This is a genomic window from Haloferax sp. DFSO60 (assembly GCF_046557615.1).
Classification (GTDB): Archaea; Halobacteriota; Halobacteria; order Halobacteriales; family Haloferacaceae; genus Haloferax.
In genome coordinates this window covers 1,259,389-1,274,931 of sequence record NZ_JBKIII010000001.1, presented here as the reverse complement: position 1 = coordinate 1,274,931, position 15,543 = coordinate 1,259,389, and the positions used below count along the sequence as shown (strand labels likewise).

Below are 15,543 nucleotides of genomic sequence, written 5' to 3'. Positions count from 1 at the left end.
GCCGTGGGCACCGACAACCGAGACTAGAAGACCAAGGCAAGGGTGTCACGACGAACGTATCACTCTCTGCGCGGTCCGTGTTTTGTTACCACCGACAGTTGCGCGGCAAATCATTTTTCCATGTCAACCTCGTAGGTACACATATGGGATTTGGGAGCTACGACGAGTCTGAGCAGAGTTCCAACGATGTCGATTTCGACGAAGACGAGGGAGTCAACACCAGCGAATCGGAACACGAAGGAACGGTCGATTTCGAAATTGGCGCGTCGAACGACGAGTTGCTCGACCGCCTCGAAGAGATGAAAGAGGAGTGAAACCCGGCACCCGCGCGCTCGGAATCGCTGAATCCTACGGAGGAACCGAGCGGGCGAACTCGACACCAGCGACCCATTCTTTGCCAACCAACGCCGCCAGTGGCGATGCTCCTCGAAGTACCATCTGCGGTGCGGTCGTCCGCGCTGACCGCGTGGTCGATGGTCTCGCGTTCGACTATTGGACCGTCGGCGGTGACGACGCCACCGATGCAATCTGCCGCGTGTGGGAGACGCTGGACCGCGAAGACGTGCGATACATCCTCATCTCTGGAATCGCCCCAGCGTGGTTCAACCTCATCGACCTGCACCACGTCGCGGCCGAAACCAATCGCCCCGTTATCTCCGTCTCGTTCGAGCAGAGCGAGGGTCTCGAACCCGCGCTGAACGAGCAGTTCTCCGGCGACGAACGCGAGTGGCGACTCGAACGCTACCGCAACGCACCTACGCGAACTCCGCTCGAAATCGATGGTGAACAGGTGTTCGTCCGGGCAGTCGGATGCGACGATGACACCGCCGCCCGCGTCGTTCACGCGTTCACTCCCGAAGGTGGGCGACCCGAACCCCTTCGCGTGGCACGGATGGCCGCCCGCGCCGCACGCCGGTTCGGTGGAAATTAAGCGTCTGCCGTCTTTCTCCGAGGCATGGACCACATGGAGGGCCTTTGTGTGACCGACTGCGAGCGGTGCCCCGCACTCGTCGATTCACGAAGTCGCATCGTCAACGGCGTCGGCCCTGAAGATGCGAATCTGCTGTTTCTCGGCGAGGCACCCGGCGCGAAAGAAGACGAGGGTGGTGAACCCTTCGTCGGCCGCTCTGGGAGCGTTCTGGACGACGCACTCCGCGATGCCGGACTCGCCCGCGCCGACGTTCGTATCACCAACTGCGTTCGCTGTCGCCCACCGGACAACCGCGACCCGACGAGCGAGGAACTCTCGAACTGCCGTGGTTACCTCGCGCGCGAACTCGAACTCGTCGAACCCGAACTCATCGTGACACTCGGCAAGGTACCCTCGCAGAATCTACTGGAGAGAAGCGTCGCCATCACGTCCGAATCCGGCTCTGTCGTCGATGTCCGAATCGGCGACCGTTCGTATCGCGTCCTCCTCTCTGTTCACCCTGCGGCGACGCTCTATGACCGCGGTCAGCGCGACGGCTTCTTCGAGACGATTTCGCGGGCGGCGACCCTCTCTGGACTGTCCGACTCGTCGGACGGCCAAGCAAGTCTCGGCGACTTCTGAGGATTAGAACGCGAGGTCGGAATCGGCTTCGTGGGAGACCCTCTCTTCGTTCGGTCCGCCTTCGGCCTGCTCTTGCTCTGCCCGCTCTAGTCGTTTTCTCGCACGGGTGTGTTCGCGCACGTGAGCGGCGATATCGAGTACTGATTTCACGACGACCATCACGACCAGCGCCGCGACGGGTGTTCCAGCGCCCGCGACGAGGAATGCCCCGAAAAGAATCGTCAGGTGGAGGACGATGACGCGTTTGTAGGGTTCGGCCATCTGCCCACCGGGCGAGATGTGTCGATACTCCTCGCGGCCGACGAAATTTGTGAGGAGCGACCCACCGTGGGTGAGGAGCGTGACACCAGTGGCAAGAAGGACTGGAAGGAGGGGAACGCCGCCGAGTGAGCCTCCGGTAAAGAGGTCGAACGTCCAGACGAAGACACCGTGGACGACCCAGAAGATGCCGTAGTGCATCGCAAAGAAGCCCGCAATCGGGACGTTCGACGCGTAGAAGTGAATCCCGTCTCGTGGGTTCGCTGGTGGGTGACATCGACTTGCTGGCCGTTGATTGTCAGCGACATGTTCGACCCAAACGTCCCGTTTTCGCTCCCACTGGCGAGCAATACTTTTGGGACGTTGAGCAGGCCAATCACGCCGCTTTCGAGCCAATAGACGACGAGCAGGGCTTTGAGACTCCACCCAAACCAGAGGACACCCACGAGTGGAACGAGATTCGCGGCCACCAGCGCGAGAAGTGCAATCGGTGACGAGTCTCGTGGTGACCACTGCATGCAACTCGTATCGCGCCGAACCGAGAAAAAGCGTTACCGCGTGAGAACGTCGGGTTACTCCCACATCGAGCGTGCCATGCGCTGTGGGAACTCGATGACGAGTTTGAGGAAACTGGTTCCCTCTTCCTCGCCGCGAATGTAGGAGCGAACGCGCTGGCTGACGAACTCCACGGAGACGACGAGCAGGAAGATGACGAGAATTGTCGCCATCATGTTCGTGTACTTGAACAGTTGTCGTTGCGTCTGGAGGATGTAACCGATACCGCCACCGCCGACGAGACCCATCGTGACGGCAATTCGGGTGTTGATTTCGAGGATGTACATCGTCCACGCGATGAATGGCGTGAACACCTGCGAGAGCATCCCGAAGACGACGGTCTGACGGCGGTTTGCACCGGTCGATTCGATGGCCTCGATAGGCCCGTCTTCGACTTCTTCGAGCGCGTCGGTGAGCGAGGTCTTCATCTCGGATTCGAGTTCCGCACGCATGATTATGGGTGCGCGTGGAATCGGGTCAGATGCAGCGAGCAGTTTGAGTTCGGGCGTCTCGGTCCCGAGGTCGCCGTCGTTCTCTGCGGAGGTTTCGAGGAACTCCTCTGGGAACTGGTCTTTCGGGACGTGTGGTGCCGTCGAGAACGCACCGGTTCCGGCGGCCATCACTTCGTCACGGTTGACGAGCGTCTCGCGGGCAGTCGAGTGGTCGGACCACTGGCCCTGGAAGTTCCCCGGGTCTCCGTCGGGTGCGTTCCCCGTATCGAGACCGGCCTGTTTGAGCATGTAGAGGGGGAAGAGCGACCCACTCGTCGAGAGACGGTCTGCAAACGCAATCGTCTCACCTTCGAGGTCTGCGATTTCTTCGATACCGCTGTCCGGCGTCGTCGTGAGGAGCGAGAAGTACTTCGCTGCGCCGTAGGCGACACGGATACCCATGACTTCGGTCACGCCTTCGTTGCCACCCTGAATGGCAATCGTCGGCGAGGAGTCGGCGATGTCCGCCTGCCCGGACTTGAACGCCTGATACACTGCGGAGTAATCGGCGGCCACTTCGGACTCGATAGTCACGTCGGACTCGGACTCGAGATACGCGAAAAGCGGCTGATACTGTTGTTTGATGTCAACGTCGGATTCCGAGGGCGTCAGAAGGAACGTCACTGAATCCGACCCACCACCAATACTACCGATACAACCACTGAGTCCTGTCATGCCGAGTGCGCCTGCGACACTGGCTTTCTTCAGGAAACTTCGTCGGAAAGATATGTGATTCGTCCAGAATGTATTCTATATTGAAATTAAGCTTTCCTATTATTTCTCCAGATTGGTACACATATAAACCTGAAACTCAATCTCCGTGATAAAACATAGAACTGTCTGTTGATTCTCGAATTTCCCACGCTATCGCCGAGACGGAAACTCACTTGGCACTCCCCACGAAGAGACACGTATGAGTACATCGAAGCCACCCGAAGAGACGCTCGCCGACGTGGTAATCGTCGATTACGGGCTTGGAAACCTTCGGAGTGCAATGCGCGGACTCGAACGCGCCGGGGCGAACGTGACCATCTCCGACGACACGGCCGATTTCGCCGACGCCGACGGTATCGTCCTCCCCGGTGTCGGTGCGTTCTCGGAGGGCATGGAGAACGCCGGGCCATTCCGTGAGGCACTCGCCGACGCCGCCGACGATGGCACGCCAATTTTCGGTATCTGTCTCGGTATGCAGATGCTCCTCACCTCCTCCGAAGAGGCCGAACACGCCGGAGAAGGCGAAGTCGAAGGGCTGGATTTCATCCCCGGCGACAACGTCAGATTCGCGGAGGGCCAGAAAGTCCCGCACATGGGCTGGAACGACCTCACGGTTACACGCGACCACCCAATCGTGGAGGGCGTCGATGGGGAATACGCCTACTTCGTCCACTCTTACTATGCGAAACCAACCTCCGAAGACGCCATCGTCGCCACCTCCGACTACGGCGTGGAGTTCCCCGCAGTCGTCGCCAACGAGGACGGCACGATTTTCGGCACGCAGTTCCACCCCGAGAAGTCGGGTGAGACAGGTCTCAAAATCCTCCGCAACTTCGTCGAATTCTGCGCCAGTCGGTAAGCTTCGGACTCGCCTGCTCTCGCGTCATCGTCTGCCGCCCCCGACGCCCTTTTGTCGGCGCTGAGTGAAGGAGGCCCCATGCAGGTTGTCACGCTCGGTCCCGCAGGGACGTACTCACATCGTGCCGCCCGTGCGGTCGCCGACGACGTGGAGTTCAGAGAATCAGTCTCGGCTATCGTCGATGCCGTCGCCGATGGGTCGTTCGACCGCGGCGTCGTCCCCATCGAAAACAGCATCGAAGGAAGCGTCACCGAGAGTCTCGACGCGCTCGCCAACTCCAAGGTGAGTGTCACCAAGGAAATCGTCACGCCGATTCGACACGCGCTTCTCGCCCAAGGCCCCGACTTCGACGTCGTCGCCAGTCACTCGCAGGCGCTCGCGCAGTGCCGCACGTATCTCGAAGAGAACTACCCCTCCGTGAGACTCGAGGCTGTTGCGAGTACGGCCCGCGGTGTCGAACGCGCCCGCGAAGACTCCTCTATCGCCGGTATCGGGCACCCGGACAATGCGACCGGTGCTGATGGTGATGACCTCGAAATCATCGCCGAAGACATCCAAGACCGTTCGTCGAACGCGACGCGGTTCCTCGTCGTCGCCCCCGAGTCTGCACGCTCGGATGCTGGCGGGAAGACCTCACTCGTCGTCTATCCGAACGCCAACTACCCCGGACTGCTCCTCGAACTGCTCGAAGCGTTCGCCGAGCGCGATATCAACCTCTCGCGTATCGAGTCGCGTCCGAGCGGCAACCGTCTCGGTGACTATCTCTTCCACATCGACGCCGACGCTGGTCTCTACGAAGAGCGGATGCAGGGCGCACTCGACGAAGTCGAAGGCATCGCCCGCAACGGGTGGGTTCGCGTCCTCGGGTCGTACGATACCCAACACGTGTTGTACTGAGTCCCCCGCGATGACTCTCCCTTTTTGAGTTCTAATCCGACGAATATCCTGCCGAGAGAATCTGTAGCGTGCGAATTGCTATTCCAGTTCCGGCAACGATTATATCCTCAGACGGCATGTATTGTTCTCGGTGAAAAACCCATGATGCGACGAACGAACCCGTTTGATGATTTCGAATCGATGTTTGAACGAATGTCTCGCCAGTTCGAGGACATGGGTCGGCAGTTCGACCGCTCGGGCATGATGCCCTCGATGCACACCCACGACATCGACATCGACGTCGCCGACCACGACTCCGAACTCGTCATCTCGGCGGACCTCCCCGGATACGAAAAAGATGACATCTCGCTCTCGATTGCGAACCGCACGTTGACCATCGACGCCTCCCGCGAGATGACCGAAGAACTCGCAGAAGGCGAATACCTCCGCCGCGAGCGCCGTCACGAATCTGCTCGCCGCACCGTCCGGCTCCCCGTCGCAGTCGACGAAGAGAACACCAGCGCAACCTACCGCAACGGCGTTCTCACCGTGACTCTCCCCAAACTCGATGTCGAACCCGACGACTCGCACCGCATCGACATCGACTGAGCGCGTCTCGGTCGAACGACTGGCGTGTGATGATACGTGGTCGTGGTGAACTGGACAATGATGGATCTTGATGGGTAATGGGTGTTGGTGACACCCAAAATTCGGCAGTTATTTTTCGCGTTCGCGTCAGCAAAATTTGCCTCAATCTGACAGACTGGGAAGTCGGGTATAGGAGTTATTTTAGGTCGGGGTACCTCTACAACGGATATGGACTACGACCCGCAGGAAATCGAAGCGCGTTGGCGGGAGCGCTGGTCAGAGAACGGCCGATACGAGGCCGACCCGGACGCAGACGCCGACGACGCGACGTTTATTACGGTCCCATATCCGTATCCCAGTGGCGGCATGCACATCGGACACGCACGGACGTACACCGTGCCCGACGTGTACGCCCGCTACCGACGACAACAGGGCGACAACGTCCTGTTCCCGATTGGCTGGCACGTCACCGGCACGCCGATTATCGGTGCTGTCGAACGCCTGAACAAGGGCGAAGAAAAGCAACTCTCTGTCCTCAAAGACACCTACAACGTCTCCGAAAGCGAACTCTCTGAACTGGAGACGCCGATGGGGTGGGCCCGCTACTTCATCGAAGAACACTACAAGCAGGGCATGCAGTCGCTCGGTCTCTCCGTGGACTGGCGTCGTGAGTTCACGACGAACGACGAGCGCTACTCGAAGTTCATCGAGTGGCAGTACTGGACGCTCCGTGACCGCAACCGTCTGGAGAAAGGCCTGCACCCCGTCAAGTTCTGTACGAACGAAGAGCAACCAGTCACGACCCACGACCTCTTGGAAGGCGAGAACGCCGAGTTCCAAGAGTACACCCTCGTTCGATTCGGCTGGGAACGCGACGGCGAGAACGTCGTCGTCCCGATGGCGACCTTGCGCCCCGAAACGGTCCACGGCGTCACGAACGCCTACATCGACCCCGAAGCGACCTACGTCGTCGCGGACGTCGATGGCGAGACCTGGTTCGTCTCCGAGTACGCCGCCGACAAACTCGAATATCAGGCTCACGACGTGGAGATTCTGGAGACCGTCGAAGGTGCCGAACTCGTCGGTTCGAGCGTCGAGAACCCCGTCACCGGCGACGACGTACTCGTCCTCCCCGCATCGTTCGTCGATGCCGACAACGCGACGGGCGTCGTCATGTCTGTCCCGGCACACAGCCCCGACGACTACATCGCCCTGCAAGAGGCGAAAGCCGACGCCGCATATCTCGAATCGTTCGGCATCGACCCTGCCGACGTCGAAGCTATCGAGCCGATTCCGATTCTCGACATCGACAGCGAAGACGGCGAGTACGGCGAGATTCCCGCCAAGTCGGCAGTCGAGAGCCGCGGCATCGAGTCCTCAGACGACCCCGAACTCGAAAAAGCGACCAAGGACCTCTACAACAAGGAGTTCCACGCCGGTCGCCTCAAGGAGTTCTACGGCGACTACGCGGGCGGTCTGGTCGAGGAAGTCCGCGACGACTACAAAGCCGACGGCATCGACGCCGGACAGTTCGGCGTCATGCAGGAGTTCTCCGAGGAAGTCATCTGTCGCTGTGGTGGTGACGTCGTCGTCGCCGAGCAGGACACGTGGTTCATCTCCTACGAGGACGAAGACTGGAAGGAAATCGCCCACGACGTCGCAGACGGTCTGGACGCCATCCCGGACAGCACCCGAGACGAGTACCACCACACTATCGACTGGCTGAATGGGTGGCCGTGTATCCGAAATTACGGTCTCGGTACCCGCCTGCCGTGGGACGACCAGTTCGTCATCGAGCCCTTGTCGGACTCGACTATCTACATGGCGTACTACACCATCGCCCACCGCTTGCAGGACATTCCGGTCGAAGAACTCACCCGCGAGTTCTTCGACACGCTGTTCTACGGCGCTGAAGCGGTCGATGAGCCGAACGAGCGTGCGCTCGAACTCCGCGAAGAGTGGAACTACTGGTACCCGGTCGATTACCGCTTCAGTGGGAACGACCTCATCACGAACCACCTGACGTTCTACCAGTTCCACCACGGCGAACTGTTCGACACCGAGTACTGGCCACAGGGCATCGTCATCATGGGGATGGGTCTCCTCGAAGGCCAGAAGATGTCGTCTTCGAAAGGAAACGTCGTCCTCCCCGGTGAGGCAATCAGCGAGTACGGTGCCGACACCACGCGGTTCTTCCTGCTCAACTCTGCCGAACCGTGGCAAGACTACGACTGGCGGTCCGACCTCGTTGGCTCGGTCCAAGACCAGCTCAAGCGCTTCTGGAACCGCGCACAGGAGATTATCGCCGACCCCGGTCCGGAAGACCAACCAGAACTGGAGACGGTAGACCGCTGGCTCCTGTCGAAACTCAACGACACCATCCGCGTCGCAACCGAGTCGATGGACGAAGCCGAGACGCGCTCGGCCAGCCAAGCCGCGTTCTACAACTTCGAAGAAAACCTGCGCTGGTATCGCCGCCGCACGGACCTCGACCGACCGGGCGCGAAGTGGACGCTCCGGACAGTTCTGGAGGCCCGCCTGCGCCTGCTCGCCCCGTTCATCCCGTTCATGACGAACGAACTCCACGAGCAGTTGACCGGCACGCCAGCCGAAGACGTGCCGTGGCCGACCCCAGATGAGGAGTTCGACGACGACGCCGTCGAACTGCAAGAACAGCAGGTCGAACACCTGACCGAAGACGTTCGTGACATCATCGACGTGACCGACACCGACCCCGACACGATTCGGGTCTACGTCGCCGCCGACTGGAAGCGCGACGTGTTCGAAGTCGTCGTCGAGAACGGCGACAACGTCGGGGCTGTCATGGGACAGGTCATGCAGAACCCCGACCTCCGCGAGAAGGGCAACCAGGTCAACCAACTCGTCCAAGACCTGGTCGGGCAGAGCCGTGGACAGGACGAAGAGGCGCTCCGCGCCAAACTTGCCCTCGACGAACTGGCGACCTACGAACACGCCGCTGACTTCCTCAGCCGCGAGTTTGAGGCCGACATCGAAGTGTACGCCGAGGACGGCGACGACCTCGTGGACCCCGCCGACCGCGCCTCGAAGGCGATTCCGTTCCGCCCGGCGATTCACCTCGAATAACGCACGCTTCCTGCGTTTCTAATTTCCCTCTGTGATAGTTAGTCGGAGAGCGCCGCTGAAACGCCGTTTCTCGACTGAAAATGCAACTTCACCCCTAGAGTTACGTTATCACGCGTGATAGCTCGAGCATGCATCAGTGCAAGGAGTGTGAAGTAGAGATGTATCGAATCGACGAGGAAACCCGCTCAGACCTCGAAGATCGGCGTCGATACGAATGTCCCGAATGCGGGAATGTCGTCGAACGCGCAAAGTATCGACATCGGTAACGTCGCCAGACATCTTATTCTCTCAGCACACGTACGTGAGCGTATGAGCGACGCAGACACTCCTTCACTTCCACGTCGGATTTACAAGACCGTCACGCCGGAGACAGGCACGCGGCCGGACGCCGAAATGGACGTTATCGGATGGTCGATGTTCCTCGCACTGCTCATGTTGTTACTCCCGCTCTTGCCATTCATCGCTATCGTCTACGCGGTGACCAAACTCATCGAGTTCGTCACACCGCGACAACCCGGTCAGGTGTAGAAAAGAATGCCAGACAGCGCGTAGGGTTTACTCGTCCGAGAGACCGAGCAGGTCGAACGCGTAGCCGTTCTCGTTCTCGATTGCGTGTTCGTAGGCGACGTGAGCGGCCGCAACGTCCTGAATTGCGAGACCGGTAGAGTCGAAGACAGTGATTCCGTCTTCGTCGGTTCGGCCATCTTTGTCGCCAACGACGATTTCACCGATTGCACCGAAGATGTCGTCGTCGGTGAGGACGCCCTCGTGGTACGGGACGTTGATTTCGCCCGAGTGAGTCGTCTGTGCGTGGTCGTCGATGACGAGTTTGGCGTCGAGCAGAACCTCGTCGGCGAGTTCGTGCTTGCCCTCGGCGTCGGCACCCATCGCGTTGATGTGAGTGTGCTCGCCGACTGCTTCGCGGGGGACGATTGGGTTCTCGACGGGCGTCACAGTAGAGAGAACGTCGCACTGGGCGGCCTCTTCGATAGAGCCAGCGCGGATGTCGAACTCGTCTTCGAAGGCGTCGATGAAGTCGGCGACGCGCTCTTCGTCGAGGTCAGAGATGACGACTTCCGTGATGTCACGGACTTCGCTGATAGCACGGAGTTGCGTGTAGGACTGGACGCCAGCGCCGACGATACCCATCGAGGAGGCGTCTTCGACGGCGAGGTGGTCGGTGGCGACGGCGGCGGCCGCACCCGTTCGGAGCATCGTGAGTTCCGTCCCGTCGAGCAGTGCGAGTGGGAACGCCGTCTCGGGGTCCGAGTAAATCATCGTCCCCATCACGGTAGGGAAATCGAACTTCTCGCCGTTGTCGGGGTGGACGTTGACCCACTTGATGCCCGCGGCGTCCCAGTCACCAGCGTCCAAGTACGCAGGCATCGACCGGAAGTCGCCGTTGTACTGCGGCAGGTCGATGTAGGATTTCGGTGGCATCTGTGCGTCGCCCAACTCGTAGGCGGCGAAGGCGTCTTCGATAGCCGAGATGAGTTCCGGCATCTGAACGTTCTCGTGAACGTCTGCCTTGTTCAAGAGCAGCGTCTTGCGCATGGACTCACGTTCCCACACCTGCTACTTAGGTTGTTCTATTTCTGGACTATACTCTAAGTCTTAATCTGAAAGTGAGAGAATACTCTAAATCATTCAAAATGCGAGTGGTTCACACGGTTAGCTGTCGTTCGATTCGAGGACGACTTCGACAGTTCGTTCTCGCTCGATTCCCACTGCTTGCAGGTAACAGGTCTCTGTCGAACGGCTTCCGCTGTATTTCGAACTGTCCAGTTCGACGGTCGCCGTCGCCTCTGTACTTGCTTCGATAGGAAGCTCGACCCGCTTTCTCGAATCTCGGTGTGGTTCACCATTCGTCATGCGAACCACCGCTCGAAAGACACCATCGACGGACGCGGTGTTTCGAACAGAGAGCGACACCTCGGTTGCGTTTCCTCGGACGACTTGCTCAGGAACGTCGAACGCGTCGAGTTCGAACGTGGGTCGTTCGCTCCCAATCCGTGCTTTCGCGTCGGCAGGGAGGTCCCATTTGACGACTGTCTCGTCTTGGGTGAATTGGAGCGACAGGTCCGATGCCGAATCGAACGCCACCGGAACGGTGAACACTAACCACCCAGTTACCTTCGGCGTCGCGTCGTACGCATCTGTGGTGATTGCTTCGTCTGGAATGAGTCGTTCCAGCGGCGTGTCGGCAACCGACTCCAGCGCAGCGAACGTCTCATCACCAGCGACCAGTTCGAACGCGTCTCGTGGAGGGGTTGGTCCAGAATCGGCGTACGCGTTGATGTTCACGAAGACGACCCACTCGTCTCCGAGTCGTTCGAGTGCATATGGGTCGTCGTGTTCGTACGGGTCGTCGTACTTGGAGTAGAATAACGTGGCCTGTGGATGCACGTTCTTCGGCGTGACAGTCACACCGTTAATCGTCGTCTCAGCCCCGAAGGGGAGTCCTTCGACTGATGGCGTTTTCGTCGCTGTTTCTGTGGTCTCGTTCTCGTCCACATCTCCGTCCTGAGATGGAGAGAGGCTACTGAGACACCCAGCGAATCCGAGCGTGGCCCCAAGCCCCGCACTCGCTTTGAGAAACTGGCGTCTAGAGGGCATAGCCGCCGCTACTCGGAAATCTGGTATAGGTCTTCTGTCCCAACGTGAGAAAGGCTGAGTCGTTTACAATACGAGAATATCGCACAGTTAGGCGTCGTCCGATTTGGAGACGACTTCGACAGTTTGCCTGTGGTTGTCTGCTCCTGTTTTCAATTCGCACGAAAACTTCGCTCCCGGTTCTCTCGTGTAAATCGAAGGCAGTCGTTTGGCCGTCGCTGCTTCCGCACCCACTTCGAGCGGTAACAGAACCTCGTAGAACGCGTACATTCCGGTCGTGTTGATGCAGCCTCGGAAGAGACCATCGACGGGGCCCATGTTCCGGGCGGTGACTACTAGCTCTGTTTCCTCGCCACGAGAAACCTGCTCTGGGACGTCGAAAGAGACGACCTCGAACGTGGGCCGGGGTCCGGCGATTCGTTCTTTCGCGTCGTCGGGAAGGTTCCAATGAACCACTGGTTCATCGGAGCCGAATTGAAGTTCGAGGTCCGATGCGGATTCGTATTCTTCGGGGACAGTGAACGCTATCCATCCACCGCCACCCGACTCCGGGCTGTACTCGTTCGAGACGATTCTTTCGTCAGGAGAGATGGTGCGGAGTGGTGCATCACCCACTTTTTGCAACGGTGTGAACTCGTCGTCTCCAGCGACCAGTCGGAATGCGTCTCGTGATGGGGGTGCCCCCGACTCCGAACGAGCAAACACACTCACGAACACGACCCATTCGTCGTCGAGCCGTTCGATTGACGCGTGGTCGACGTTCGAGACGTAGAAAATCGACGCTTGTGGGTGTCCCTTTGCAGGGGTGACAGTCACGTTGCCGGTGGTGGCTTCTTCCCCAAAAGCGAGCGGTTCGCGGTCTGACTGCGGGAGTTCGCCGAGACACCCAGCAAGTCCGAGTGCGGCTCCAAGTCCTGCTCCGGTTCGAGCAAGATACTGGCGTCTGGAGGGCATAGCCGCCGCTACTCGGAAATTCGGTATATGTCTTCTGTCTAAAATAACGTGATTTGGTGTGCGGTTCGGGGTCAGGGAGGTGTGTAGGTGCTACTGGCCTACTTTCACATGGCGCCGCCCATGCCGCCCATACCGCCCATGCCACCCATGCCGCCGGGTGCGCCGCCTTCGTCGTCGTTGCCGCCGGTGGAGAGGTCACCAGCAGCGATGATGTCGTCAATCTTGAGGACGAGGTTCGCGGCTTCGGACGCAGACGCGATGGCCTGCTCTTTGGCGTGGGCCGTCTCGACGATACCTGCCTCGAAGGAGTCTTCGACTTCACCGGTGAAGACGTTCAGGCCAGCGCGGACCTGACCGTCTTCGTGGGCTGCGCGAAGGTCCACCAGTGTGTCGATGGAGTCGAGACCGGCGTTCTCAGCGAGGACTCGAGGAACGAGTTCGAGTGCGTCGGCGAACGCTTCGACTGCGAGCTGCTCGCGTCCGGAGACGGAGTCAGCGTAGTCGCGGAGGCGCGAAGCGAGTTCGACTTCGATGGCACCGCCGCCAGCGAGGACGCGGCCATCGGAGACGGTCGAAGCGACGACGTCGAGTGCGTCCTGCACACCGCGCTCGAGTTCGTCGACCACGTGGTCGGTCGAACCGCGGAGGAGGATGGTGACACCGTGGACGTCGTCGCCCACGCCTTCGACGTAGAACAGTTCGTCGTCGTCGTCGCGGCGGATGGATGCGACGCCGAGGTCTGCGGCTTCGACGGAGTCGAGGTCCGTGACGATGGAAGCGCCGGTGATGTTCTTGAGGAACTTCACGTCGGACTTCTTCGTGCGACGGATTGCGAGGATGCCCTGCTTTGCGAGGTAGTGCTGTGCGAGGTCGTCGATGCCCTTCTGGCAGAAGACGACGTCAGCACCGGACTCGACGATTTTCTCGACCTTTGCTTTCAGCTGAGCCTCTTCTTGGTCGAGGAACTTCTGAAGCTGGTCGGGGCTCTCGATGGAGACGTTCGTGTCGATGTCCGTCTCTTCGACTTCGACGGGCTCGTTGAGGAGCAGAACGTCGGCCTCGTCGAACTGGGTCGGCATGTCGTCGTGGACGGGGTCCTTGTCGATGACGGCACCGGTGAGGAGTTCAGACTCCGAAGCGGAGCGACCCGTCTGGGTTTCGAGCGAGATGTTCTGGAGGTCGACGACGTGCGAGCCATCTTCGGCTTCGACGGTGACCTGCTTGACCGCGCGGACGATGAGGTCGGCGAGGAGTTCCTTGTTGAGTTCGGAGCTCTTGCCGGTCATCGACGTTTCGGCGACCTTCTTCAGGAGGTCTTCGTCGTCGGGGTCGATGCGCTCTGCGATGTCATCGACTTCTTCGCGGGCCTTCTCGGAGGCGAGGTTGAAGCCACGAATGATGGCCGTCGGGTGGATGTCCTGTTCGAGGAGGTCCTCTGCGTTCTTGAGGAGTTCACCCGCGATGGCGACAGCGGTCGTCGTCCCGTCGCCTGCTTCGTCTTCCTGTGTTTCGGCGACTTCGACGATCATCTCGGCCGTCGGGTTGTCGATGTCCATCTCTTTGAGGATGGTCACACCGTCGTTGGTGATGGTCACGTCGCCCATCGAATCGACGAGCATCTTGTCCATCCCTTTCGGGCCGAGTGTCGAGCGTACTGCCTGTGCGACTGCACGAGCGGCACGGATGTTGTAGGCTTGCGCATCGCGGTCCTTGACGCGCTGGGAGTCTTCGCCGAGAATGATCATCGGCTGACCCTGCTGCATTCGCTGGCTCATAGACATCGCCTGATTGTTTGTGCTTCTATATAAATCTGATGCAGGCGCTATTTTCGAAAGTCCCGGTAAATTACACACTGCAACGATAGGAAACAGGAGACAGTGGCGACTTTTGGGTGCCTCCCTTGGCAATCGTGACAACACTTGTCATTACCCGGTAGGTGGCCACCAAGTGGCTCTTTATATACTATTTTTCGACTGGTTCTTTCCAGTGAATCGTGACCGTGCCGACAGCGAATGCGTCGTCTCCGTCGCCATCGCGGACGATTTTGAGAGTGTTCGTCCCACCGACGAGTTCCGCGCCCGTGATGGTGTCCGCCCAGTATTGCCACCCTTCGTTCGGTGGGATGTCGAATCCAGAGAGTGATTCGCCGTTGATACGAATCTCGTGACCGTACTCACTCACGTCGAAGGCTTGGATACCGACGTACGGCTCTTGGGGGTCGTCGGTCGGAACGTCAAACTCGAACTTCTTCGTTTCGTCGCCGCAATCTTCGGCCCATTCGACGTCGAGCGACTGCCCATCGGGGTGGAGGTGCGCCCCTACGAAGACGGTCGCGTAGTTTGCACGGTGTGACACGCTCTGGGGGTTTCGAGTGCGTTGATAAAAAGGTGGATAGCGGGCCGCGGGTTATTCGTCGTCGGGAAGTTCGTCAGCGATGAACTCCCCACCGAGTTCGTCGAGTGGCGGCTCGTTAGATTCACCGTCTAACACCTCTAACTCCTGCTCATACAAGGTCGCATCGAGCTGCGCCTGCTTGTTGAGCCCTTTCTTCTCTCGGCCGGATTTGGTGTCAGGCATTGTCAACCGTGTCATCTACTCCCATGGGGATGAATGTTTTGCACACTTTGGTAATATATTGAAATTCAGGATTCAGGATGTATCGGGTATGAGTCGCAAGCCTGTGGCCGAATGAGGTGTTTTCGGGACAGGCGATTGCAAAATGTGGTTCGAGAGGTGGCCGACGGGATTTGAACCGCAGTCGCAAATCAGAGATTTGCTCCTTGGCTCAAATCCCTCTCGTCAGCGCTTCACGAAAACGGCCGCCTGCAACACGACGAGACGCGTCGCTTGAGGGCGTAGTTTTCGGAGAAAGCGCCAGGAGAGGGATTTGAACCCCCGATCCCAAAGGGAACACGCTTTCCAGGCGTGCGCCTTACCGCTCGGCCATCCTGGCTTACACCCAAACGTATCCGGGTGAC

16 protein-coding genes, 1 tRNA gene and 1 pseudogene are annotated in these 15,543 nt (G+C 59.4%); 8 read left to right on the top strand and 10 right to left on the bottom strand.

Annotated features, from left to right (window positions below):
- Positions 1–143 precede the first annotated feature (143 nt).
- From ACK509_RS06760 to ACK509_RS06750, 3 genes are read left to right on the top strand one after another with little or no spacing between them, the layout of a single operon-like run.
- A complete protein-coding gene (locus ACK509_RS06760; RefSeq protein ID WP_390224510.1) occupies positions 144–314 on the top strand; it encodes a DUF5786 family protein in 171 nt (56 codons plus the stop codon).
- The gene (locus tag ACK509_RS06755) at positions 311–931 is read left to right on the top strand and encodes a DUF99 family protein (protein ID WP_410765719.1); all 621 of its coding nucleotides are present in this window, start codon (positions 311–313) and stop codon (positions 929–931) included. Before ACK509_RS06760 ends, ACK509_RS06755 begins: the two co-directional genes overlap by 4 nt.
- A 24-nt stretch (positions 932–955) precedes the next feature.
- A complete protein-coding gene (locus ACK509_RS06750; RefSeq protein WP_410765718.1) occupies positions 956–1,552 on the top strand; it encodes a uracil-DNA glycosylase family protein in 597 nt (198 codons plus the stop codon).
- 3 nt (positions 1,553–1,555) lie between these two features.
- On the opposite strand, the gene ACK509_RS06745 is transcribed toward ACK509_RS06750, so the two are convergent.
- The 3 genes and pseudogenes from ACK509_RS06745 to phnD form a co-directional block, all read right to left on the bottom strand.
- A complete protein-coding gene (locus ACK509_RS06745) occupies positions 1,556–2,011 on the bottom strand; it encodes a DUF6498-containing protein (RefSeq protein WP_410765717.1) in 456 nt (151 codons plus the stop codon).
- Positions 2,012–2,193: 182 nt separating this feature from the next.
- Positions 2,194–2,328, bottom strand: a pseudogene (locus ACK509_RS06740) (DUF6498-containing protein); the annotation flags it as partial.
- Positions 2,329–2,382: 54 nt separating this feature from the next.
- The gene (gene phnD / locus ACK509_RS06735; protein WP_410766261.1) at positions 2,383–3,585 is read right to left on the bottom strand and encodes a phosphate/phosphite/phosphonate ABC transporter substrate-binding protein; all 1,203 of its coding nucleotides are present in this window, start codon (positions 3,583–3,585) and stop codon (positions 2,383–2,385) included.
- Positions 3,586–3,769: 184 nt separating this feature from the next.
- Here phnD and hisH point away from each other — a divergent pair, with 184 nt between their 5' ends.
- The 5 genes from hisH to ACK509_RS06710 all read left to right on the top strand — a co-directional run bounded on the left by hisH (position 3,770) and on the right by ACK509_RS06710 (position 9,526).
- Positions 3,770–4,429: an imidazole glycerol phosphate synthase subunit HisH gene (gene hisH, locus ACK509_RS06730; RefSeq protein WP_410765716.1), complete on the top strand. Its 660-nt coding sequence runs from the start codon at positions 3,770–3,772 to the stop codon at positions 4,427–4,429.
- A 78-nt stretch (positions 4,430–4,507) separates the two neighbouring features.
- Positions 4,508–5,326, top strand: coding sequence for a prephenate dehydratase (gene pheA, locus ACK509_RS06725; protein ID WP_410765715.1), 819 nt, complete (start codon positions 4,508–4,510; stop codon positions 5,324–5,326).
- A gap of 141 nt (positions 5,327–5,467) precedes the next feature.
- Positions 5,468–5,914, top strand: a complete 447-nt coding sequence (hsp14, locus tag ACK509_RS06720; RefSeq protein WP_410765714.1) for an archaeal heat shock protein Hsp14 — start codon at positions 5,468–5,470, stop codon at positions 5,912–5,914.
- Between the two features lie 207 nt (positions 5,915–6,121).
- Positions 6,122–8,998 (top strand): leucine--tRNA ligase, encoded by a 2,877-nt coding sequence (gene leuS / locus ACK509_RS06715; protein ID WP_410765713.1) that lies wholly within the window; start codon positions 6,122–6,124, stop codon positions 8,996–8,998.
- Between the two features lie 309 nt (positions 8,999–9,307).
- Positions 9,308–9,526: a hypothetical protein gene (locus ACK509_RS06710; RefSeq protein WP_410765712.1), complete on the top strand. Its 219-nt coding sequence runs from the start codon at positions 9,308–9,310 to the stop codon at positions 9,524–9,526.
- A gap of 27 nt (positions 9,527–9,553) precedes the next feature.
- Here the strand turns inward: ACK509_RS06710 and ACK509_RS06705 are convergent, their stop codons facing one another.
- From ACK509_RS06705 to ACK509_RS06675, 7 genes are all read right to left on the bottom strand, one after another.
- A complete protein-coding gene (locus ACK509_RS06705) occupies positions 9,554–10,552 on the bottom strand; it encodes an ornithine cyclodeaminase family protein (protein WP_410765711.1) in 999 nt (332 codons plus the stop codon).
- Between the two features lie 117 nt (positions 10,553–10,669).
- Positions 10,670–11,614 carry a twin-arginine translocation signal domain-containing protein gene (locus tag ACK509_RS06700; protein WP_410765710.1) on the bottom strand — a complete coding sequence of 315 codons (945 nt, stop codon included), beginning with the start codon at positions 11,612–11,614 and terminating at the stop codon, positions 10,670–10,672.
- Positions 11,615–11,701: 87 nt separating this feature from the next.
- Positions 11,702–12,565, bottom strand: a complete 864-nt coding sequence (locus ACK509_RS06695) for a hypothetical protein (RefSeq protein WP_410765709.1) — start codon at positions 12,563–12,565, stop codon at positions 11,702–11,704.
- A 104-nt stretch (positions 12,566–12,669) separates the two neighbouring features.
- Entirely contained in the window at positions 12,670–14,310 is a 1,641-nt protein-coding gene (thsB, locus tag ACK509_RS06690; protein ID WP_410766260.1) for a thermosome subunit beta, read from the bottom strand.
- A 217-nt stretch (positions 14,311–14,527) separates the two neighbouring features.
- Positions 14,528–14,920, bottom strand: coding sequence for a hypothetical protein (locus ACK509_RS06685; RefSeq protein WP_410765708.1), 393 nt, complete (start codon positions 14,918–14,920; stop codon positions 14,528–14,530).
- Positions 14,921–14,971: 51 nt separating this feature from the next.
- A complete protein-coding gene (locus tag ACK509_RS06680; RefSeq protein ID WP_410765707.1) occupies positions 14,972–15,142 on the bottom strand; it encodes a hypothetical protein in 171 nt (56 codons plus the stop codon).
- 295 nt (positions 15,143–15,437) lie between these two features.
- Positions 15,438–15,518: transfer RNA gene (locus tag ACK509_RS06675), tRNA-Ser, on the bottom strand.
- Between the last annotated feature and the right edge of the window lie 25 nt (positions 15,519–15,543).